General features: G+C 32.3%; 19 protein-coding genes. 12 read left to right on the top strand and 7 right to left on the bottom strand.

The features are described 5' to 3' along the window. The first annotated feature begins 15 nt into the window (after positions 1-15). The 6 genes from ACYEKI_RS12715 to ACYEKI_RS12690 all read left to right on the top strand — a co-directional run bounded on the left by ACYEKI_RS12715 (position 16) and on the right by ACYEKI_RS12690 (position 6,447). Entirely contained in the window at positions 16-1,386 is a 1,371-nt protein-coding gene (locus ACYEKI_RS12715; protein ID WP_459211571.1) for a hypothetical protein, read from the top strand. A gap of 1 nt (position 1,387) precedes the next feature. Continuing rightward, the gene (lptC, locus tag ACYEKI_RS12710; RefSeq protein ID WP_459211570.1) at positions 1,388-1,945 is read left to right on the top strand and encodes an LPS export ABC transporter periplasmic protein LptC; all 558 of its coding nucleotides are present in this window, start codon (positions 1,388-1,390) and stop codon (positions 1,943-1,945) included. A gap of 27 nt (positions 1,946-1,972) precedes the next feature. After that, positions 1,973-2,164 carry a hypothetical protein gene (locus ACYEKI_RS12705; protein WP_459211569.1) on the top strand — a complete coding sequence of 64 codons (192 nt, stop codon included), beginning with the start codon at positions 1,973-1,975 and terminating at the stop codon, positions 2,162-2,164. Between the two features lie 2 nt (positions 2,165-2,166). Beyond that, complete coding sequence (locus ACYEKI_RS12700; RefSeq protein WP_459211568.1) at positions 2,167-3,432, top strand: hemolysin family protein; 1,266 nt, start codon at positions 2,167-2,169, stop codon at positions 3,430-3,432. Positions 3,433-3,500: 68 nt separating this feature from the next. Continuing rightward, entirely contained in the window at positions 3,501-4,190 is a 690-nt protein-coding gene (locus tag ACYEKI_RS12695; protein ID WP_459211567.1) for a lysoplasmalogenase, read from the top strand. A 139-nt stretch (positions 4,191-4,329) separates the two neighbouring features. After that, positions 4,330-6,447, top strand: coding sequence for a peptidylprolyl isomerase (locus tag ACYEKI_RS12690; protein ID WP_459211566.1), 2,118 nt, complete (start codon positions 4,330-4,332; stop codon positions 6,445-6,447). Positions 6,448-6,896: 449 nt separating this feature from the next. On the opposite strand, the gene galE is transcribed toward ACYEKI_RS12690, so the two are convergent. Both galE and ACYEKI_RS12680 read right to left on the bottom strand, forming a co-directional pair. Continuing rightward, a complete protein-coding gene (galE, locus tag ACYEKI_RS12685; protein WP_459211565.1) occupies positions 6,897-7,931 on the bottom strand; it encodes a UDP-glucose 4-epimerase GalE in 1,035 nt (344 codons plus the stop codon). 47 nt (positions 7,932-7,978) lie between these two features. Then, positions 7,979-8,434: a GAF domain-containing protein gene (locus tag ACYEKI_RS12680; protein ID WP_459211564.1), complete on the bottom strand. Its 456-nt coding sequence runs from the start codon at positions 8,432-8,434 to the stop codon at positions 7,979-7,981. Positions 8,435-8,709: 275 nt separating this feature from the next. On the opposite strand from ACYEKI_RS12680, the gene ACYEKI_RS12675 reads away from it, so the two are divergent. The 6 genes from ACYEKI_RS12675 to ACYEKI_RS12650 all read left to right on the top strand — a co-directional run bounded on the left by ACYEKI_RS12675 (position 8,710) and on the right by ACYEKI_RS12650 (position 17,197). Beyond that, on the top strand, positions 8,710-9,129 hold the full coding sequence (locus ACYEKI_RS12675; protein ID WP_459211563.1) for an HYC_CC_PP family protein: 420 nt from the start codon (positions 8,710-8,712) through the stop codon (positions 9,127-9,129). An 82-nt stretch (positions 9,130-9,211) separates the two neighbouring features. Then, positions 9,212-12,919 (top strand): efflux RND transporter permease subunit, encoded by a 3,708-nt coding sequence (locus ACYEKI_RS12670; RefSeq protein WP_459211562.1) that lies wholly within the window; start codon positions 9,212-9,214, stop codon positions 12,917-12,919. 2 nt (positions 12,920-12,921) lie between these two features. Beyond that, positions 12,922-14,142 (top strand): TolC family protein, encoded by a 1,221-nt coding sequence (locus ACYEKI_RS12665; protein ID WP_459211561.1) that lies wholly within the window; start codon positions 12,922-12,924, stop codon positions 14,140-14,142. A gap of 10 nt (positions 14,143-14,152) precedes the next feature. Beyond that, a complete protein-coding gene (locus ACYEKI_RS12660) occupies positions 14,153-14,719 on the top strand; it encodes a DUF3347 domain-containing protein (protein WP_459211560.1) in 567 nt (188 codons plus the stop codon). Positions 14,720-14,781: 62 nt separating this feature from the next. Further along, a complete protein-coding gene (locus ACYEKI_RS12655; RefSeq protein ID WP_459211587.1) occupies positions 14,782-15,501 on the top strand; it encodes a PepSY domain-containing protein in 720 nt (239 codons plus the stop codon). Positions 15,502-15,508: 7 nt separating this feature from the next. Beyond that, positions 15,509-17,197 (top strand): efflux RND transporter periplasmic adaptor subunit, encoded by a 1,689-nt coding sequence (locus tag ACYEKI_RS12650; RefSeq protein WP_459211559.1) that lies wholly within the window; start codon positions 15,509-15,511, stop codon positions 17,195-17,197. Positions 17,198-17,206: 9 nt separating this feature from the next. Here the strand turns inward: ACYEKI_RS12650 and ACYEKI_RS12645 are convergent, their stop codons facing one another. From ACYEKI_RS12645 to ACYEKI_RS12625, 5 genes are all read right to left on the bottom strand, one after another. Then, a complete protein-coding gene (locus tag ACYEKI_RS12645; RefSeq protein ID WP_459211558.1) occupies positions 17,207-18,502 on the bottom strand; it encodes a DoxX family membrane protein in 1,296 nt (431 codons plus the stop codon). Between the two features lie 190 nt (positions 18,503-18,692). Continuing rightward, positions 18,693-20,333 carry a chaperonin GroEL gene (gene groL, locus ACYEKI_RS12640; protein ID WP_459211557.1) on the bottom strand — a complete coding sequence of 547 codons (1,641 nt, stop codon included), beginning with the start codon at positions 20,331-20,333 and terminating at the stop codon, positions 18,693-18,695. 117 nt (positions 20,334-20,450) lie between these two features. Then, positions 20,451-20,726 (bottom strand): co-chaperone GroES, encoded by a 276-nt coding sequence (locus tag ACYEKI_RS12635; RefSeq protein WP_459211556.1) that lies wholly within the window; start codon positions 20,724-20,726, stop codon positions 20,451-20,453. A 150-nt stretch (positions 20,727-20,876) separates the two neighbouring features. Continuing rightward, on the bottom strand, positions 20,877-21,203 hold the full coding sequence (gene secG, locus ACYEKI_RS12630; protein WP_459211555.1) for a preprotein translocase subunit SecG: 327 nt from the start codon (positions 21,201-21,203) through the stop codon (positions 20,877-20,879). Between the two features lie 8 nt (positions 21,204-21,211). Then, positions 21,212-22,426 (bottom strand): hypothetical protein, encoded by a 1,215-nt coding sequence (locus tag ACYEKI_RS12625; RefSeq protein WP_459211554.1) that lies wholly within the window; start codon positions 22,424-22,426, stop codon positions 21,212-21,214. Positions 22,427-22,436 lie beyond the last annotated feature (10 nt).

Below are 22,436 nucleotides of genomic sequence, written 5' to 3'. Positions count from 1 at the left end.
TACAATTTTATATAGATGAATACTAAAGTTTTACTCGCAATAGCAGGATTAGTTCTGGGAACTTCGACAATGAAGGCTCAGGCTACAGATTGCGCTACATTGGCTTCTATAGCCTATGAGCATGCAAAGGTTAAAAATTATGCGGCAGCAGAAGAGCCGTTAATGAAAGTAAGAAAAGAATGTCCTACATATAGTGTAGCTACATACCAATTTGGAGCTAAATTATTAAAGGCAAAGCTTAAAAAAGCTCCAGCAGGAGAAAAGACAGCAATTGTTAATGATTTGATAGCATTGATGAAAGAAAGAATGCAATATTTCCCTGCAAAAACAAAAGTAGGAGCATTCCATTCTGATATGGGACAATTGATGTACGATAATAAAATGGGTACAAAAGAAGCTCAATATGCAGAGTTTCATAAGGCTTATACAGAAGACAATGCTAACTTTAAAGGAGCTAAAAAAATATATACATATTTCTCTTTACTTGTAGATCTACAAGATGCAGGAAAGAAAGATTTGCAAGAAGTATTTGATTTATATGATGAAGTAATCAATAAAATCGAAAAAGAAGAAAGTGAAAAGGCTAAAGTAATAGCAGAACTTGAAGCAAAGAAAGAATCTGGAGTTGCTTTATCAAGAAAAGAAGCTAGATCGTTAAAGAATGCAGGAATAAACTTAACTGCTTATAGTAAAGTAAAAGCAGGAGTTAACCAAAAACTTGGAGCTAGAGCAGATTGTGATAATTTAATACCATTATATAATGGGCAGTTTGAAGCTAAGAAGTCTGATACAAAATGGTTAAAGAGTGCAGCAGCTAGAATGTCTGGTAAAGAATGTACAGATGATCCATTATTCTTTAAAATGGTAGAAGCTTTACATAAAGCTGAACCATCTGCAAAAACTGCATATTACTTAGGAATATTAGCAGAAAAAGATAAGAAATCTTCTGTAGCATTAAAATATTTTAATCAAGCAGCAGATTTAGAAACTAACGCTAGTGATAAAGCTAAAGTTTACTTTAGAATAGGTGAAAGCTTTAAGAAAAAAGGAAGTTACGGACAAGCAAGAAGCTATTATAGAAAAGCTTTAAAAGAAAAGCCATCTTTAGGAACAGCATATTTAAGAATTGCTAGTATGGTAGCTAGTAGTGCAAATAACTGTGGAGATACTGTATTTAATAAGAGAGCGGTATATTGGCTAGCGGCTAACTATGCAGATAGAGCTGGAAGGTTAGATCCATCATTAAAAACTACGGCTAGAAAAACTGCAGCTAACTATAGAGCGAAAGCTCCATCAAAAACAGATATCTTTAATGAAGCAGCTGCTGGTAAATCAATCAGTATAGGATGTTGGATAGGAGAATCAGTAAAAGTGCCTAATCTATAAGATGCGAAAGAGTAGAACATATATCTTTTTAAACCTTGTCACAGCATTTGCTGTGACATTGTTTTTTTCATGTACAGAAAGTAAACAAGCTAATTTGTCTTATGTTGATTATAGTGAACAACCTATGGCAGAGGGAGAAAATGTTAATCTGAAATACACCGATTCAGGAAAATTAAAAGCCGTATTGACCTCGCAAAAAATGTTGGATTTTACTAACAAAACATACGGATATCATGAATTTCCAGATGGAGTTTTACTTAGAGTTTATGATGAAAAAGGAGGCATAAGTGTAATCAAAGCAGATTATGCAATTTCATATAAGCAATCTGGGTTGGTAGACATGAGAGGGAATGTAGATATTAAAACTGCAGATAGTACACATCTTGAAGCGCAACAATTATACTGGGATCAACGACGTGATTGGGTATTTACCGATTTACCTTATAAATCGAAGTTGAGTAATGGAGCTGTAAATAATGGTGATGGTTTTGATGCTAATCAAGATTTCACTACCTTAAATTCAAGAATTAATGAAGGAATTCAAATTCTTGAAGAATAATTTCATAATTAATAAAAATATAAAACGTTGAAGATTTTTAAGTTTTTTGAATATGCTTATTTAGTAGCAGTTGTATTTTTTCTGTATCAAGCATATGTAGAGTATGGGCAAGAAGGAGGAAAAAGTGTTTTATTTTTGATCTTTGCAGGAGTAGCATTGTTTATGTTTTTCTTTAAAAGGAAATTTAGAAAGAAATTTACTCAAAATCGTAACGAATAATAATGCAGATAGAAATCGTAATTATTATTGTTTCTTTAATATGTTCGGCCTTTTTTTCGGGTATGGAGATAGCATATGTATCTTCTAATAAGATTCATATAGAAATAGAAAAGAAACGAGGCGATTTTTTATCTAGAATACTTAAGCGGTTAACACATAAACCGTCAAAATTCATAGCTGCTATGTTAATAGGTAATAACATAGCACTTGTTATTTATGGATTGTATATGGGGGAGCTATTAATGCAGTATTTAAGCATATGGATTCCGCATATTACAGAAGGATTACAATTATTAATACAAACTGTAATCTCTACTATAGTAATTTTACTTACAGCAGAGTTTTTACCTAAGGTTTTCTTTCAAATTTATGCAAACTCTTTGCTTAAGATATTGGCTATACCAGCATACTTTTTTTATTTTATTTTTTATCCGATCTCTTGGTTTGTAATAGGAATTTCAGATTTTGTATTGAAGTATTTTTTCAAAACCAAAGGAGATAAAGTACAGCTCACATTTTCTAAAACAGAATTAGGGGATTATATAAGTGAACAAATGGAAGCTGTAAAAGAAGATGAAATAGATAGCGAAATACAGATTTTTCAAAATGCATTAGAATTCTCTGATGTAAAATCAAGAGAAGTGATGATTCCTAGAACAGAAATGATTGCTGTAGAAAAATCACAATCTCTTGAAGAAATCAATAAGCTTTTTGTCGAGACAGGATTGTCAAAAATATTAGTTTATAATAGAACTATTGATGATATTATTGGATACGTACATTCTTTTGAGTTGTTTAAAAAACCGAAAACACTAAACTCTATATTGTTATCGGTGATATTTGTTCCAGAAGCAATGCTAGTCAAAGATGTACTTAATATGTTGACCAAAAAAAGAAAAAGTATAGCTATAGTTATCGATGAGTATGGAGGAACTAGCGGTATGATGACTGTAGAAGATATTGTAGAAGAGCTTTTTGGCGAAATTGAAGACGAACACGATTCTATCGACTTACATGAAGAACGAGTATCTGAAAAAGAATATAAATTTTCGGCTAGAGTCGAAGTAGATTATATTAATGAAAACTATAGATTACAACTTCCAGAAAGTGAATACTACGAAACACTTGGAGGAATGATAGTTCATCATACAGAAGAAATCCCAGAAGAAGGAGATCAAATAGAGGTAGGAACATATAAACTTAAAATATTAGAAACCTCAAATACCAAAATCGAATTGGTAACTTTACAAATTGTAGATCAAGAATAATATATACTGGTAATTTTTAAATCAATAAAAATTGCGATATCTTACCATCTAAACCTAACTCAATATAGATGGCTACACTTTCAAAAACTAAGGAAAATAAATTTTTAATACTTTTTGGGCTAATAATGCTAGTAGAGCTTATTTGTGCCAATGTACCAACATTAAAAGCAGCACATTATTTTTCTAAACCAGCTATACTCATTTCGTTACTTGTCTTTTTTAATGCATATAAACAACATTTAGAAAAGGGGACACAATCATTAATGAATATGGCATTGATTTTATCTCTTATAGGAGATATATTATTGTTATTTGAAAAAGAAGGAGAGTTGTTCTTTATAGGAGGATTAGCTTCATTTTTGATCGCCCATATAATGTACGTATTGGTTTTTCTAAAAAAGAAAGGAAATGTAAAAAAGAGTGGCATATTTCTAATAGCAACTCTATTATATGGAGGAGTACTCTTTTATATGATCAAAAATAACCTTAAAGAATTGATGATTCCAGTTTTTTTATACATGATGGTAATATTAACAATGGCCAATACAGCATTTATCAGAAATAAAGGAATATCAAAAAGGAGCTATAATTATGTGTTTTTTGGAGCTTTGTTTTTTATGGTATCAGATAGCTTATTGGCGGTTAATATGTTTTACAAATCAATTCCGTTAGGCGAATTATGGATAATGAGTACATATGGACTAGCACAGGTATTAATAGTATTAGGAGTTTTAAAACAAAACAAACAATTACGGTAAATCCGTATAAAATAAAATGAATTAACGAGAATACTATAAGATTAATAAAAAACTTTTGCAATACATTTCAATCTTTAATTGCTATTGAAATAATAAAATGGTATTTTCGCCCACTATATTTGAATAAATAACACTAAAAATGGCAGTTTTAAATAAAATTAGACAACGTTCGGTTTTCTTAATCATTATCATAGCCTTAGCGCTATTCTCTTTTGTATTAGCAGATGTAATCCGTAGTGGTGGGTTCTCATCACAAAAAGAACAAAATACTATTGCAACGATTAATGGAGAAGATGTAGATAGAGCCGATTTTGCACGTAAAGTTGAATCTATTTCTAGAAATTCTGCAGGAACATCTACAATTCAAGCTGTAAACTACGTATGGAATGATGAAGTAAGAAGAGTAGTATTTGAAGAGCAGTTTAATGAATTAGGTATTCAAGTTGGTGCAGACCAAGTAAGAGAAATGTTAGAAGAAGCTTTAGCAAATAACCCTACATTTCAAAATGACGCAGGAGTATTTGACAAAGCAAAAATGCAAGAATATATAGCTAGTATTCAAGAGACTTCACCACAAGCTTATCAACAGTGGTTAGATTATGAAGCTTCTATCGAAAAACAAGCACGTGAGCAAATTTACTTTAACATGATTAAGGCTGCTTCTGGAGCTACCCTTAAAGATGGAGAATTGGCTTATAAAATGGAAAATGATAAAGTAGATATTAAATATGTGCAATTACCATATTCTAGTGTTGCAGCAGACGAAGTAACTGTATCAGATGCAGATATTAAAGCATATATCCAAAAACACTCAGATCAATTTAAATCAGAAGCAACAAGAAGTATTAGCTATGTAAGATTTAACGAAGATCCAAGTGAGGCTGATGAAAAAGCAACTGAAGCGGATGTAGCTAAATTATTAAATGGATACGAAGAGTATAATTCATCAAGTAAAACAACTGAAAAAGTTGCTGGATTAAAAGAAACAGCAGATGTGACAGCGTTTGTAAATGCAAATTCAGATATTAAATTCAATGATAATTTTGTATTTAAAAATGGATTACCAAAAGTAGCTGCAGATACGATCTATGCATTACCTGTAGGAAGTACTTATGGACCATTTAAAGATGGAAAATATTACAAAGTGACTAAGGTAGTAGCAGAGCGTCAAATGGCGGATTCTGCAAAAGCTAGTCATATTTTAATTTCATGGGAAGGATTGAACACTGCTGGAGAAACTAAACGTACAGAAGAAGAAGCAAAAAAATTAGCAGATAGCCTTTTAACTATCGTAAAAACTGATAAAACTAAATTTGCTGATTTCGCAAAAGAATATTCTGCAGATAATTCAAACAAAGATAAAGGAGGAGACTTAGGATACTTTACTCCAGGAAGAATGGTTAAGCCATTTAACGATTTTGTATTTGAAAACAAAGTAGGAGATATGGAAGTGGTTAAAACTGCTTTTGGATACCATATTATTGATATTGCAGAATTAAAAAATGAGCAAAGAGCAATTAAAGTAGCTACAATAGCTAAGAAAATTGAACCTAGCGAAAAAACAATTAATGATATTTTTACAGCAACTACTAAATTCCAAATAGAAGCTGGAAAATCTAACTTTCAAGAAGCTGCAAAAGCTGAGAATTACAGCGTGTTACCAGTGAATAAAATGAAAGAGATGGATGAGAATATTCCAGGTGTAGGAGCGCAAAGAGGAGTTGTTCAATGGGCTTTTAATGAAGATACTAAAAAAGGAGAGATTAAGCGTTTTGAGATTCCTAATGGGTATATTGTTGCTCAAGTAACAGCAAAAGCTCCTAAAGGATTAACGAGTGTTAAAGATGCAGAAATTCTTGTGAAGCCAATTTTGGAAAAAGAAAAGAAGGCGGCTATTTTAAAAGCTAAAATTTCAGGATCAACTTTAGATGATATTGCAAAAACTGGAGCTACAACTGTAAAAACTGCTTCGGCATTAAATATGAAAACTCCTACAATATCAGGAGCTGGAACTGAGCCTGTAGTAGTTGGAACTGCTTTTGCATTGGCAGAAGGAAAAGTTTCTAAACCAATTCAAGGTAATAACGGAGTGTATGTGATAGAGGTTACGAAGAAAACACCTGCAACAGCTTTAGATTCTTATAAAGGATTTGCAAATCAAACTGGTGCAGCTCAAGCAGCAGCAGTTAATAGCAAAGTATTTAACGCATTAAAAGACGCAGCTCAAATCGAAGATAAGAGAGCTAAGTTCTACTAGAAAATACCATTTATTCAAATTAAAAATGCCCAAGATCTCTTGGGCATTTTTTTGTTTTTATAATAAAACAAGAAGTTTAATTTCTTAGCGATGATAGTGAGATTAGATAAAGAAATAGATCAAGACTAATTGTAGTATTTTTTATAGGTAAAGAGTGATTAGCTACAAGGGATAAGTTGATAAGTTGGATTGAGTTTAAAATTTAGATCTTCTAACGTAAACTGTATAATAAATACAACTGTAGCCTAAAGAAGGCTATTTTTAAAACTATATAAGGTTCGGATATTCGTTACTCGACGTTCTTTTATCGGTCTACCAGAAAGTTAATTTGTAATAGAATTGTTAATTATAGAACCTTTGAATAAGGTCTAAAATCAGCAATCGAGATTTTTGATTCAATATTCATAAATATAATTTTCTCACAACTTTTTGGATTGATCCAATGAAACCTAGTCAGTATTCTTATTACGAATCTTTTGTTCCCATTTCCAGGCAGAAGCTATAGCTTCATCGAGATTATAAGAGGTTTTCCAGCCCAAAACATCATTTGCTAAGGTAGTATCTGCATAAGCAGAAATAACATCTCCAGAACGTCTAGGAGCTATTTTGTAATTAAGTTTTTGATCAGATACTTTCTCAAAAGATTGAATAACTTCTAAAACAGAATTACCAACTCCAGTACCAAGATTGAATAGCTCAAAGTCTTGGATATTCTTTTTATGTAATAAGCGTTCTAAAGCTACTACATGAGCTTTGGCTAGATCAACTACATGGATATAATCTCTAATACAAGTTCCGTCAGGAGTAGGATAATCATTGCCAAAAACAGATAATTGATCTCTAAGCCCCGCTGCTGTTTGTGTAATAAAAGGCACTAGATTAAGCGGAACTCCTATAGGTAATTCTCCAATTTCGGCACTTTGATGAGCGCCTATAGGATTAAAATAACGTAATGCAATAGCATTGAAATTTGGCTTCACTTGAGCGAGATCTCTAATAATTTCTTCTCCTATTTGTTTAGTATTACCATAAGGTGAAATAGCAGGTTTTACTGGCGCATTCTCAGTGATAGGAAGCTCTTCTGCTTCTCCATAAACAGTACAAGAAGAGCTAAATATAAAATTAGCTTTTGCTGTATGTTCTAATGCCTGTAAGGTATAAACAAGCGTATTAAGATTATTTTCGTAGTATAAAAGAGGGTTTTCAACACTTTCTCCCACAGCTTTAGATGCTGCAAAATGTATAACACCTGTAACGTCATTATGACGATTAAAAAAGTCAATAACTTTTTCTTTCTGTCTAAGATCTAATTTTTCAAAAACAGGTTGTATTCCAGTGATATTGTAAATACCATCAAGTACAGCTTCAGAAGAATTAGAGCAATTATCAATAATAACAACTTCGTAATTGTTTTGCAATAATTCAACTACAGTATGAGAGCCAATAAACCCTAATCCTCCTGTAACTACTATTTTTGATTTCATAAGATAACTTTAGCTATTGGTTATAGACTAAAGCCAAGAAACAATATTTATAAGATTTTGGCAACTTCTAGATTAACAAATTCCAAAAATCTTTCATCTTCTGCTGTAAAAGGATCAGGTGTATTCGAGTCAATATCGATTTGACCTATGTTTTCTCCATCTTTAAATAGAGGTACTACGATTTCTGCTTTTACAGTTATACTACATGCAATATAATTATCTTGAGCTTTAACATCAGGTACAACAAAATTCTCATTAGAAACAGCAACTTGACCACAAATTCCTTTACCAAAAGGGATGATCGTATGATCTGTTTCTTCGCCTACATACGTACGAAGTTTTAATTCCTCTTTATCTCCATTTTTGAAGTAAAAACCAACCCAGTCATAATAAGAAATAGTATCACTTAATAATTGACATACTCCGTGTAGTCTATCTGTAACAGTAATAGCTTCGTTTTGAAGAATAGTTACAACTTCAGGTTTTAATTTTTCGAACGACATCTCTATTTTTTTGACAAAAATATCTAAATTCTATAAGAGTTTAAATATAGTTAAAACTATATTTTTGTTAAATACATCTGTTTATCGATTAAAGAGATTAAGAAAAAGATAAAATATATAACACTTTTATAAAAAGAAGTTATTTGTAAGCTTTTTGATTGTTTAAATACTAATAGATTAACGTAAAAAATGCAAAGACCATAAAACTTGGATTAATGATAAAAAAGCGTTAATAAAAGATAACTAATAAATATTTTAGTAAATTTGTAGTACTTATGAAGAAGTTTGTAAAACAAATAATGGCAATGTTACTCGCTTTTGTAGTATTATTTTCTACAGTTTCATTTACTGTAGATAAGCATTATTGTTGCAAACGTCTAGTTGATGTATCTATTCTGACCAAAGCAAAAAGTTGTGGGATGGATATAGCTTCAAAAGATAGTACTTCTAATTCTTTTGAGTTTAAGAAAGAAACATGTTGTGAAAATGAGACTATAATTGTTGAAGGTCAAGATGAATTAAAACCAACTTTTGATTCTCTTGAATTAGAACAACAATTATTTCTTGAGAGTTTTGTATATAGTTATTTTTCGCTTTTTACAACACAAGTACAAGACAAACCACAATACAATTTATACTTACCACCTTTACTCGTCAAAGATATACAAGTGCTTGACGAGGTATATTTAATTTGATTTACCATTAATATTCTGTGAACATACATGATCAAATACCATAGGGTCGTGTGATTATATATTCATGATATTTTAATGAGATATGTTAAATAAAAGTATACGATTTTTAATCGAAAATAAACTTATAGCTATAGTTATAGCAATATTGATATTGGTGTGGGGAATAATTCATGCACCTTTTGATTGGAATAAAGGAATATTACCGAATAATCCTGTAGCAGTTGATGCTATTCCAGATATTGGAGAAAATCAACAAATTGTATTTACAAAATGGGATGGTAGATCTCCACAAGATATAGAAGACCAAATTACATACCCTCTTACTACAGCATTGATGGGAATTTCTGGTGTAAAAACCATAAGGAGTTCTTCTATGTTTGGTTTTTCTAGTATCTATGTCATATTTGAAGAAGATGTCGAATTTTACTGGAGTAGAAGTAGGATCATCGAGAAATTAAATTCATTACCCACAGGTTTATTACCTCAAGGAGTATCTCCTGCTATAGGACCAGATGCAACAGGCTTAGGACAAATTTTTTGGTATACACTAGAAGGAAGAGACAAACAAGGTAATGTTACTGGTGGTTGGAATCTGGAAGAATTGCGTAGTATTCAAGATTATGATGTTAAATATGCACTTGCCACAGCAAGTGGAGTCTCAGAAGTAGCTTCTATAGGAGGATATGTAAAAGAATATCAAATCGATGTTGATCCAGAGAAAATGCGACAATATGGTATAGCTCTAGGAACATTGGTGAAAGCAATTAAAGAGAGTAATAAAGATACGGGAGCTCAAACACTTGAAATAAACAAGGCAGAATATTATGTTAGAGGATTAGGGTATATTCAATCCATTGCAGATATAGAGAATACAGTAATTGAGTCAAAAGAGTTTACACCAATAAAAGTAAAAGATATCGCCAAAGTTACTTTGGGACCAGCAACACGAAGAGGAATATTAGACAAAGAAGGAGCCGAAGTTGCAGGAGGAGTAATCATAGCAAGATATGGAGCAAATCCTCTAGAAGTAATTAATAATGTTAAGAAAGAAATAGCAAAAATAGCAGGAGGATTACCAAGTAAAGAGCTAAAAGATGGTAGCATATCTCAAGTTACAATAGTACCGTTTTATGATCGTACCCAATTAATAAAAGAAACATTAGGGACTTTAAAAGAAGCACTTACATTAGAAGTTTTAATAACTATATTGGTTATTGTCTTTATGGTATATAATTTAAGAGCGTCTATATTAATATCAGGAGTGCTACCTATAGCAATATTAATGGTTTTTATCGCAATGAAATTGCTACATATTGATGCCAATATAGTTGCCCTTTCAGGAATTGCAATTGCTATAGGAACAATGGTTGATGTAGGGGTTATTTTGTGTGAGAATATTATCAAACACCTTCAGGAAAGGAAAGAAGAAGTACCCATTAATACTATAGTATATGAAGCTACTACAGAAGTTTCAGGAGCTATAATAACAGCGGTGTTAACAACTATCATAAGTTTTATTCCAGTATTCGTACTTACAGGAGCAGAAGGTAAGTTATTTACACCTTTGGCATACACTAAGACATTTGCGCTAATAGCATCTGTAATAGTGACCTTATTTTTAATTCCGCCATTTGCAGCAGTAATTTTCAAAAAGAGAAGTATAAAAGGTAGACTTAATAATAGCATACAAATTGTGATATTGTTAATCGGAGTTTTTGCAATAAGTAAGGGCTATTACTTAGGGATAGTATTGATAGGGTTGAGTGGTATTAACTTGATAAAAAACCTTCAGAAAATAACTGCTGTTCAAGCAAATCGAGGCATTGTAATGATTACAGTAATAACAATAATCGTTACACTAGCAATATACTGGAAACCATTAGGAGCAGGTGTAAATATGATTTGGAATGTGCTGTTTGTGAGTGTTCTATGTTTAGGGTTATTAGGAGGTTTTTTAGGATTTAAACATTATTATAGCCGTATTTTAAGATGGGCGTTACAATATAAATTACTGTTTTTAAGTGTACCAGCAACTTTAATTGTATTAGGGATAATGATTTGGAAACAAACAGGAAAAGAGTTTATGCCAGCGCTAGACGAAGGATCTTTTTTATTGATGCCTACATCGCTACCACATGCAGGAATTGCAGAGAACAAGAGAGTTTTACAACAACTAGATATGGCTGTAGCTACTATTCCAGAAATTGAAACTGTAGTAGGTAAAGCAGGACGAATTAACTCGGCATTAGATCCAGCACCATTATCGATGTATGAAAATATCATCAATTATAAATCAGAATATATGCTGAATGAAGAAGGAGAACAGCAACGATTTAAAATTGACGATCAAGGTAATTTTATATTAAAAAATGGAAATACATTGAAGCCTATAGCTCAAGCTACTTCATACGAAGCGTATAAGGATATAAAAATGACGGATTTGATAAAAGATGATCAAGGAGCTTATTTTAGACAGTGGCGATCGGATATCAAAACGCCAAATGATATCTGGAATGAAATTGTAAAGCGTACAAAATTACCAGGAATCACATCAGCGCCAAAATTACAACCAATCCAAACGCGATTGGTCATGTTACAAACAGGTATGCGTGCTCCTATGGGAATAAAAATAAAAGGAAGATCGCTTAAAGAAATTGAAACTTTTGGATTAGCCTTAGAAACGTACCTTAAACAAGTAGATGGAGTTAAGAAAGAAGCGGTTTTTGCAGATCGTATTATAGGAAAACCTTATGTGTTAATTGATATTGATCGAGAAAAAAGTGCACGATATGGGCTATCTATTCAGCAAATACAAGATGTAATAGATATTGCAGTAGGAGGGAAAATGTTAACTCAAACTGTAGAAGGAAGAGAACGATATGGAGTTAGAGTACGTTATCCTAGAGAATTGAGAGCACATCCAGAAGATTTAGCTTTAATTTATGTGCCGTTGTCTAATGGAACTAGTATTCCGCTAAGCGAAGTCGTGACCATATCATATGAGCAAGGACCGCAAATGATAAAAAGTGAAGATGCTTTTCTCGTAGGTTATGTTTTGTTTGATAAACAAGAAGGATATGCAGAAGTGGATGTGGTAGAAAATGCAGTTGCATTTTTAAAACAAAAAATAGAAGCAGATGAGCTAGTAATTCCTAACGGGATCAATTATCAATTTACAGGAACTTATGAAAACCAAGTGAGAGCAGAAAAAACATTATCATTTGTGGTTCCATTGGTTTTGGTAATTATTTTCTTAATACTCTATATGCAGTTTAGATCAGTACTTACAGCATTACTAATTTTTGTAGGAATAGCTGTAGCCTTTGCAGGAGGATTTATTATGATAGGATTATATAATCAAGAATGGTTTATGGATGTCACTATAGGTAGTGTAAATCTTAGAGAATTATTCCAGATACAAAATCTCAATTTGAGTGTAGCCGTTTGGGTAGGATTTATAGCGTTATTTGGTATAGCAACAGACGATGGAGTTGTAATGGGAACGTATTTAAAACAAAATTTTGATAAAAATAAGCCACAAACTATTCAAGAAATAAGAGCAGCAGTATTAGAAGCGGGAGAGAGAAGAATCCGTCCGTGTTTAATGACTACAGCAACGACTATTCTGGCTCTTATTCCTATCTTAACATCAACAGGGCGAGGTAGTGATATCATGATTCCTATGGCGATACCTAGTTTTGGAGGAATGTTAGTGGCATTGATAACATTATTTGTAGTTCCTGTGTTATTTAGTTGGAAAGAAGAAATACAAATTAAAAGAAAGAACTAAAAATGAGAAGAAGTTTCACTTTTACTGTGTTGCTGATATTTAATGTAATGACTATTGCAAAAGCACAAACATTGCATGAATATATTGCCGAAGCAATGGAGAATAATCCAGAATTAAAAGCAATAGAAAGTACGTATCAAGAAAAAGAAAAAGCTATCGATGCAGCATATAGTCTACCTAATACTACGGTGGGTATAGGATACTTTGTAAGCGAACCCGAGACACGTACTGGGGCACAAAAAGCAAGAGTATCTGCAGAGCAAAAACTTCCTTGGTTTGGAACATTACAAGCAAAAGCTTCTGAAGCAAAAGCTATAAGCGAGGTGGAGAAAAACCAAGTAGAAGTGACAAAGCGTAAAATTACTTTGGCTATAAAGAAAAGCTACTATAAACTTTATGCATTAAAAGCTAAAGAAAATATACTCGAACAGCAAAAAACGATATTAAAGCAAACAAGAGAAGTTGTTTTGGCTGCTTTAGAAAATAATAAAGCAACAGCTATAGATGTGCTAAAGATAAATATCACAGAGAATGAAATAAAAGATGAAATAGAAAAACTTAAAGGAGCAATTCTTAATGAAGAATTGCAGTTTAACGCTTTATTAAATAGAGATGGATTTGAACAACTAGTTATACCTAATAATTTAATAATTCCAGAAGAAGAACCTACATTAACAATAGGAGAAGTTGAATACCATCCAGAATTACTAAAGTATGATTTGATACACGAGGTAGTAAATCAACAACAAAGAGTAAACAAAAAAGAAAGCTTACCTAGTATAGGAGTTGGATTGGATTATGTGGTAGTAGAAGAACGCCCTAATCAAGTATTTAATGATAACGGAAAAGATATCTGGATGCCAAAAATTTCTATGTCGATACCAATCTTTAATAAAAAGTATAATACCAAAAATAAGACTCTAGCGATTGCTCAAGAACGTGTTGATTATGAGAGAACGTCTACTCAAAATAAATTGAGACAAATATTAGAAAAAGCAATTAATGATCGTATTACTACACGTATTAATTATGATACACAACAAAAAAATATACAACAAATTGAAGAAGCCGAGAAGATTGCTATAGGAGCATATCAGGCAGAGAAAATAGCATTTGAAGAGATTTTGGAATTGCAGCAAATGCGATTAAAATTTGAAAAAAAGAAAGTAGAAATAATACAAAACTATTTTATACAAACAGCAATTATAAACTATTTGAATTAAAAAGAAAGATATGAAAACAATAAAAAGAACAGCAATCGTATTAGGAATGATAAGTGTAATGATTTCTTGTGGAAAAGAAGAAAAAGCAAAGAAACCAGTAAAAGCTGTACCTAATACGGAAACAAAAAAAGAAGTTAAAGATGATTTAAACAAAACAGCAAGTAAAAGTACTGTGGTTTTTACAGATGATAAGATAAATGATGTATATAATCAATATTTATCGGTTAAAGCAGCATTAGTAAATACAGCGAGTAATGACGTGCAAAAAGAAGCAAAAAAACTAGACGATATGCTAGAAAAAGAAGGAGGGTTTAATGAGTTAAAAGCTACAGCAAAGTTGATAGCATTAACAAAAGACATCAAGAAACAAAGAGACTTTTTTGTAACGCTTACTGCTGAAACAGAAAAAATAATAGCTACGGCAGATATAACTTCGGGAGAGGTTTATAAACAGTTTTGTCCTATGGCATTTGAAGGAAAAGGAGGCTACTGGTTATCAGATTCAAAAGAAGTACGTAATCCATATTACGGAAGTCAAATGCTAAAATGTGGATCAGTAAAAACAACAATTAATTAGGTGTTTGAAATCTAGTAGATTAAAAATAACTAATGACTAAAATGGACTCCTAAGAATGATGTATACTTGTATGGAACAAAAACAATGACATGGTAAAAAGAAAGACAGCAATAGCAATACGTAAAGCACATCGATATTTAGGATTATTCTTAGGAGTTCAGTTTTTATTTTGGACGATAAGCGGACTTTATTTTAGTTGGACCAATATTGATGATATACATGGAGATCATTTTAAAAAAGAGGTGAAACCTACAGCTTTTAAACAATTAAATGTAGTTCCAATTCAAGAAGATATAAAGAGGCTAGAGTTACGTGCAATTGCTGGAGAACCTTATTATTGGGTAAATGACACGAGATTGATTCATGCAAGAACTGGAATCGTAAAAGAAGAGATATCACAAGAGGAAGCACTAGCTATAGCTTCTCAATATATGATAGAAGAGCTTAAGGTAAAAGCTGTAAAGAAGATAACAACAGTAGATAAGCATCACGAATATCGAGGAAGGCCTTTACCAGCATATCAAATAGCATATGAGCATCCAGATAATGTTACTGCATATGTGTCTATTAAAGAAGGGAAATTTCAACGTGTACGACATCGTTCATGGAGATGGTTTGATTTTTTATGGATGACGCATACTATGGATTATGAAGGAAGAGATGACTTTAATACAATCACACTTAGAGTATTTTCATTTTTAGGATTAATAACTGTGTGTAGTGGATTTGTATTATGGTTTGTAAGCTCTCCTAATATTAGAAAATTAAAGAAGAAAAAATAACACAACAGTGAAAACATATAGTAAATACGGTATTATTTTGATCATAGGGGTGATCTTAGGATATTTCTTTTTCGGAAGAAATGAAGGTGCATCTCATGAACATGAGCATCAAGTGGCAGAAAATAATGAAGACAATACCATGTGGACATGTTCTATGCATCCACAAATTATGCAACCAGAAGAAGGTGATTGTCCTATTTGTGGAATGGATTTAATACCAGCTTCTGCTACTGCAGATGGATTAGCTCCAGAGCAATTTAAAATGACCAAGAATGCCATCGCATTGGCAAATATAGAAACCATTACTGTAGGTGCTAATACATCAGAAAATAATAAACTACAACTATCAGGAAAAATAGTTGCCAATGAAAATGCAAATCAAATACAAACGGCACATTACGACGGAAGGATAGAACAACTGTTTGTGAAAGTTGAGGGAGAGGTAGTTCGTAAAGGACAATTGCTGGCCAAAGTTTATGCCCCAGAGTTAGTTGCTGCACAACAAGAACTTTTTAGTGCCAAAACTTTTAAGAAAACCCAACCAGAATTGTATAAGGCCGTTAGAAATAAATTGAAAAATTGGAAGCTTTCAGATAGTCAAATTGATAAAATTGAAGCTTCAGAAATTACCATAGAAAGTTTACCTATATATGCAAATATTTCAGGAATAGTAACAGCTATACCAGTTGAAGATGGAGGACATATTAAACGCGGAATGCCATTGTTTAAAATAACAGATTTAAAAACAGTATGGGCAGAATTGGATGTATATGAGCAACGACTTAGTGAAATAAAAATAGGTCAAAAAGCTTTAATAAAAACCAATGCATATACAGATAAGGAGTTTGAAAGTGCAATAAGTTTTATAGACCCAATGGTCAATACGCAGACACGCATAGCAAAAGCAAGAGTTGTGCTTCAAAATCCAAAAGAATTATTAAAGCCAGGAATGTTTATTACTGCTGATTTAGAAGAGAATAAAAAGAATGATAAAGTAGATGAAATTACAATTCCTAAAAGTGCTGTATTATGGACAGGTAAACGATCTGTAATATATGTGAAAGTAAGTAGTGAAGAGGCTGTTTTTGAAATGAGAGAAGTGACTCTAGGACGAGCAATGGGGGATAAATACGAAATTATTAAAGGGCTCAAACAAGGAGAAGAAATAGTAAGTCAAGGAACTTTTACTGTTGATGCCGCAGCGCAATTGCAAGGAAAAAAATCAATGATGCATCAAGAAGAAGAAATGATAGAATCTGATATGGGTGAAATAGTTGTGACTAAAGAAATGAAAACGGTGTTGCCTAAACTTATAAAGTCGTATATAGCTATTAAAGATGCATTGGTTGAAAGTGATTCAGAAACAGCAACAATGCTTGCCAAAGAATTTAAAAACCAATTAGAAGAAAATCAAAAGTTAGTTGAGCAATATCAAATACTATTTAATACTATATCAGCTATAAATAATGTAGATATTAATCTAGAAGAGCAACGAGAGCATTTTAGAATGTTATCAAAAAACATGATACATATACTTAATGCAGCTGGAAGTATGAACGAAACAATATATATACAACATTGTCCCATGGCTAATCAAAATAAAGGAGCTAATTGGATAAGTTTAGAAAAAAACATCCAAAACCCTTATTTTGGAGAAGCCATGTTAACTTGTGGAAGCGTTGTTGACGAGTTATAAAACAGATAACTAACGGTTAAAAGGATATTCGTTTATCCAATGAAAACCTCGATTGATTATTAAAAAATCTTTTGGGGTTTTCTTTTTGGCTGAAATTTTTAAAGTATCACCAGTATCCAAAATAGTTTCAAAATGATATAAACTATCTTTTTGATGTTGTTTTAAGGTGTACGAAAAGGTATCTTGATGCGATTTTAGGGTAATAGCAGAAGAGCTAGAATCTTTTTCGACTTTACAATACACAATTTTTTCATTCATTTTCTGGATACCACCATAAGTATTATCCATAATGATACGTTTCCAACGTTTTGAATCTGTAGTTAGTGGAGGTATGGTATCTTGATTCTTTACAAAATCAATAATCTCATAAATACCGTAATGTGCTGCAGTTTTTGCCTGATTATGTCTATGTTGTAACATAGTATAAGAACCATAAGCATTATTAAATAAAAAGAAAAAGATAATAAGAACTTTAAAACCTAAGAATACCTTTTTTAAAATAGGTTTTTGAGTATACTCAAGAAATTCTTTTTGAGTTGTAGCTTTATTCAGAATTAAAAAATTAAGAAGACGTTGAAGATCTGGATACAGTAAGAAGAATCCCATAAAAGTAAGTAATCCACTAAGTATTTTTACAGGAATATCATAACTAAGGTTCATCATAAAAACATTTCCCATAACACCTATAATGGCGATAGCTCCAAATAGTGTAGTTCTTCTAAAAAGTAATAAAAGACCAGCAAAAACTTCGGCATAACCAGAAAAACGAGTATAAAGATCGCTATATTCCATAAAATTCCACATCAATCCCATAGGAGAAGAATTACCATAAGTTTTTATCAAATCAAATAGACTTAATTGATGAAACTGTAGGGTAAAGACTTTGGAAAACCCATAAGAGAACATAAGAGAAGCTAGATAATATCGTATAAAAGTTCTAAGATATAGATTCATCTTATTATAATGAGGACGTTTATGATCAAGTATAGACCATATGATGGCGATTAAGAAGGATATATTTAAATATAAGAACAGATTAATATAATTTGCAGTAGTATCACCGCTACCATTAGGACCAAAAGTAAGCTCATGCTGAATGTAAAATATATTTTCTGCAACCCAAATAACAATACTATTTAAAGCTTGGGTGATAGCACTGTCAGGTCCATTTGCATTTTTAATGATTCTAATAACAAGCTCAATAATTAAATACGAAGGGAAGAATGTAAAGAAAAAACGAAATCCGAATTTTTTTATAAAACTCCAAGAGGTGTTTGTTTCTGTAGTAGTTTTTTGAGTAGCCATAAAGTTTGATTTAAATTCTCTAAAGAAACGATTTGATTTATTGAATGTTACAAAAGTAAAATTTGACGAAGTGTTCAATTTTAGTCAATATTAAATCAAGTTTATCTATATGAAAATAAAAAAGATGGCATAAAAAAAGCTCGTTATGATCAACATAACGAGCTTGGTTTTATTTTTAATGTAAAAGATCTTACATCATTCCAGGCATGCCTCCGCCCATTGGTGGCATACCACCTCCAGCAGGAGCATCTTCTTTAATGTCGATTAAAGCGCACTCTGTAGTAAGAATCATACCAGAAACAGAAGCAGCGTTCTCTAAAGCAACACGAGTTACTTTTTTAGGATCGATAATTCCAGCTTCAAGCATGTTTACATAAGCTTCAGTTTTTGCGTTGTAACCAAAATCTTTATCAGTTCCTTCAATTACTTTAGAAATAACAACAGAACCTTCACCACCAGCATTCTCTACGATAGTTCTTAGAGGAGCTTCAATAGCGCGGTTTACGATTTGGATTCCTGTAGCTTCATCATTGTTAGCAGCTTCGATTCCTGCAAGAGTAGTTTTAGCACGAACTAAAGCAACTCCTCCACCAGCAACAATACCTTCTTCTACAGCAGCTCTAGTTGCATGTAAAGCATCGTCAACACGATCTTTCTTTTCTTTCATTTCTACTTCAGAAGCAGCACCTACATATAATACAGCTACACCACCAGCTAATTTAGCCAAACGCTCTTGAAGCTTTTCTTTGTCATAATCAGAAGTAGTAGTCTCAATTTGAGCTTTAATTTGGTTTACTCTATTCTTGATTAATTCTTCATCTCCAGCACCGTTAACAACAGTAGTGTTATCTTTATCGATAGCAACTTTTTCTGCAGTTCCTAATTGCTCAATAGAAGCATTTTCTAAAGTGAATCCTCTTTCTTCAGAAATTACAGTACCACCAGTTAAGATAGCGATATCTTCAAGCATAGCTTTACGTCTGTCACCAAATCCAGGAGCTTTTACAGCTGCAATTTTTAAAGCACCACGTAATTTGTTTACTACTAATGTAGCCAAAGCTTCTCCATCAACATCTTCAGCAATAATTAATAATGGTTTTCCAGTTTGAGCAACAGGCTCTAAAACAGGAAGAAGATCTTTCATAGAAGAAATCTTCTTATCGTATAATAAAATATAAGGGTTCTCTAAATCAGCAGTCATTTTTTCGCTATCAGTAACGAAATATGGAGAAAGGTATCCTCTATCAAACTGCATTCCTTCTACAACATCAACATAAGTATCAGTTCCTTTAGCTTCTTCTACAGTGATAACACCTTCTTTACCAACTTTACCAAAAGCTTGAGCGATAAGATCACCAATAACTTCGTCATTATTAGCAGAAATAGAAGCTACTTGCTTAATTTTTTCAGAAGAACTACCTACTTCTTTAGATTGCTCGGCAAGATCTGCAGTGATCGCCTCAACAGCTTTGTCGATACCACGTTTAAGATCCATAGGATTTGCTCCAGCAGCAACGTTTTTTAAACCTTCTTTTACGATAGCTTGAGCAAGAACAGTAGCAGTAGTAGTACCATCTCCAGCAAGATCGTTAGTCTTAGAAGCAACTTCTTTAACCATTTGTGCTCCCATGTTTTCTAAAGCATCTTCTAATTCGATTTCTTTAGCTACAGAAACACCATCCTTAGTAACAGTAGGTCCACCAAAAGATTTGCTAATGATTACATTACGCCCTTTAGGTCCTAAAGTTACTTTTACTGCATTTGCTAACGCATCAACACCGCGCTTAATACCGTCACGTGCTTCGATGTCAAATTTTATATCTTTTGCCATGTTTTGTTTTTTTGAGTGTCCAGATTATATCAAAAGAAGAGTTATAATCTGGTTTGAGTTTAGAATTTAATTTCTGGATTAAAATTTTGAACTCCGAAAAAAATCTCGGAAGTAATATTAGATGATTGCTAAGATGTCATCTTCGCGCATCATTAAATAATCAGTACCGTCTAATTTAAGTTCAGTTCCGCTATATTTTCCGTAAAGTACAGTGTCACCAACTTTAACAGTCATTTCATGATCTTTTTTACCGTTACCTACTGCAACTACTTTACCTTTTTGAGGCTTTTCTTTTGCAGTTTCAGGAATATATATACCAGAAGCAGTTTTAGTTTCTGCAGCAACTGGCTCTATTAAAACGCGATCTGAAAGAGGTTTAATACTAACTCCCATTATTATTAATTTTATGTTGTTTAATTTATTTAAATGTTCTGTGTCTTGTTATTCAGAAATTATGCCATCACGAAGATACTGACAAATTGAAATAAAAAATGCCGACTATCTGACAAGTCGGCATTTATATTTTCTAGAGAAAAAGTATCACTACTTAGTAGTGTCTTCTTGTGCTGCTGGAGTAACAGGTACTTCTACAGGAGCATTCTCATCATAAGCTTTAGATTCTTGAGCACCACCACTACCAATGATAGTAACATTAGATAATAAGATTAATACTAATAAAATGGTAGCCAAAGCCCAAGTACTTTTATCTAAAAAGTCTGTCGTTTTTTGAACCCCACCTAGTTGCGATCCACCGCCACCACCGAAAGAAGACGATAATCCTCCTCCTTTAGGGTTTTGAACCATAATCACTACTACTAGCAAGAATGCTACAAAAACGATTAATGCTAAAAATATCGAAAAAGTACTCATATATATTGTTATTTATTTTCTTGTAATTTATTGATTGCCCGAATCTGGTCTGCAAAGAAACCACTTTTTTCGGGATTTTTCAAAATTAATATTTTATAGGCCTGAATTGCCTTCTTATAATTGTTTTGAGCAAGGTAAACCTTTGCCAATGTCTCTGTCATCAAACTATCAGTAGGAATGATATGCTCACTCGCTAGATTTTTTGTGGGTCCACTACGTTTTGCTACTGGTGGAATTTTAGGGTTTGATGCTATAAATTGATCGATGATATCAAACTTACTCTTCTTTTCAGTTGTGTTTTTATCTGAAATCTCTTTAGTAGGTTTTGTTTCAGAAACCTCTTCTGTTGAAGCTTCAGGAGTCGAAGTCGTATTTTGAACAGTAGGTTCATCAACTTTAGAAACTGTTGTTACAGTATTGATTTCCTCATCTTCTCTTTCAATAGGTTTTAAAGTCGTAAGACGTAACCATTCCTTAAAAGAATGTACCTCACTTTTATTAAAAGAAAGAGGCTTATGAATCTCTAATTTTTCTTCAAGACGTTTAACTTCTTTTTCTTTATCTGCTAAAACATCATGTATCGTACTATGCTTAAAAGTTGTTGTAGGTTTTACACTTTTTTCTTCTGCAATAGTATTCTCTTCTTTTAATTCTGATGAATCAACTGTAGTAGAAGAACCTTTGTCAATTATTGAAGTATCAATAGCTGTAGTTGTAGTAAGACTATCTTCTTCTGAGCTAGTTTTTTCTATAGCTGTTTCTTCAGAATTAGGTGTCGTATTTACAGAAAGAATAGCATCTTGAGAAGATAATTTTTCTTGAGGAGTTTCTTCAATAGGCTTTTCTGTGATTTCTTCTTCTTTTACATAGAATAGAGAAGGGCTCAAAACAGATTCAGCTTCTTCCATTTTCATTTTGATAGCTTCATCAAAAGGCATGCTCGGGAGATTGTCCTTTTTTGAAGTATTTTCTATGGTAACAGGAGTAGCAGAAAGCGAAGTGATAAAATCAAATAAAATACTACGGTCTGTAGTATAAGCAGCAGTAGTTTTTAATGCTAGATTGTATTTAAAACTTTCTTGATCTTTATAATGCTTAAGTAATAATGCTCTTGAGGGTTGGAAATAAGGAAACTCACGGATAAGCTGTTCTAGTCCATCTGCGTGTTCCTTCTTGACCAAAGTAGGGTTTTGTAATATATATGTAAGATCGTTTATATTCAAAACATAAAAA

The sequence above is a fragment of the Aquimarina rhabdastrellae genome (assembly GCA_947387485.1).
Classification (GTDB): Bacteria; Bacteroidota; Bacteroidia; order Flavobacteriales; family Flavobacteriaceae; genus Aquimarina.
Note: the sequence above shows the minus strand (reverse complement) of the source record. Positions and strands in the feature narration are given on the sequence as shown.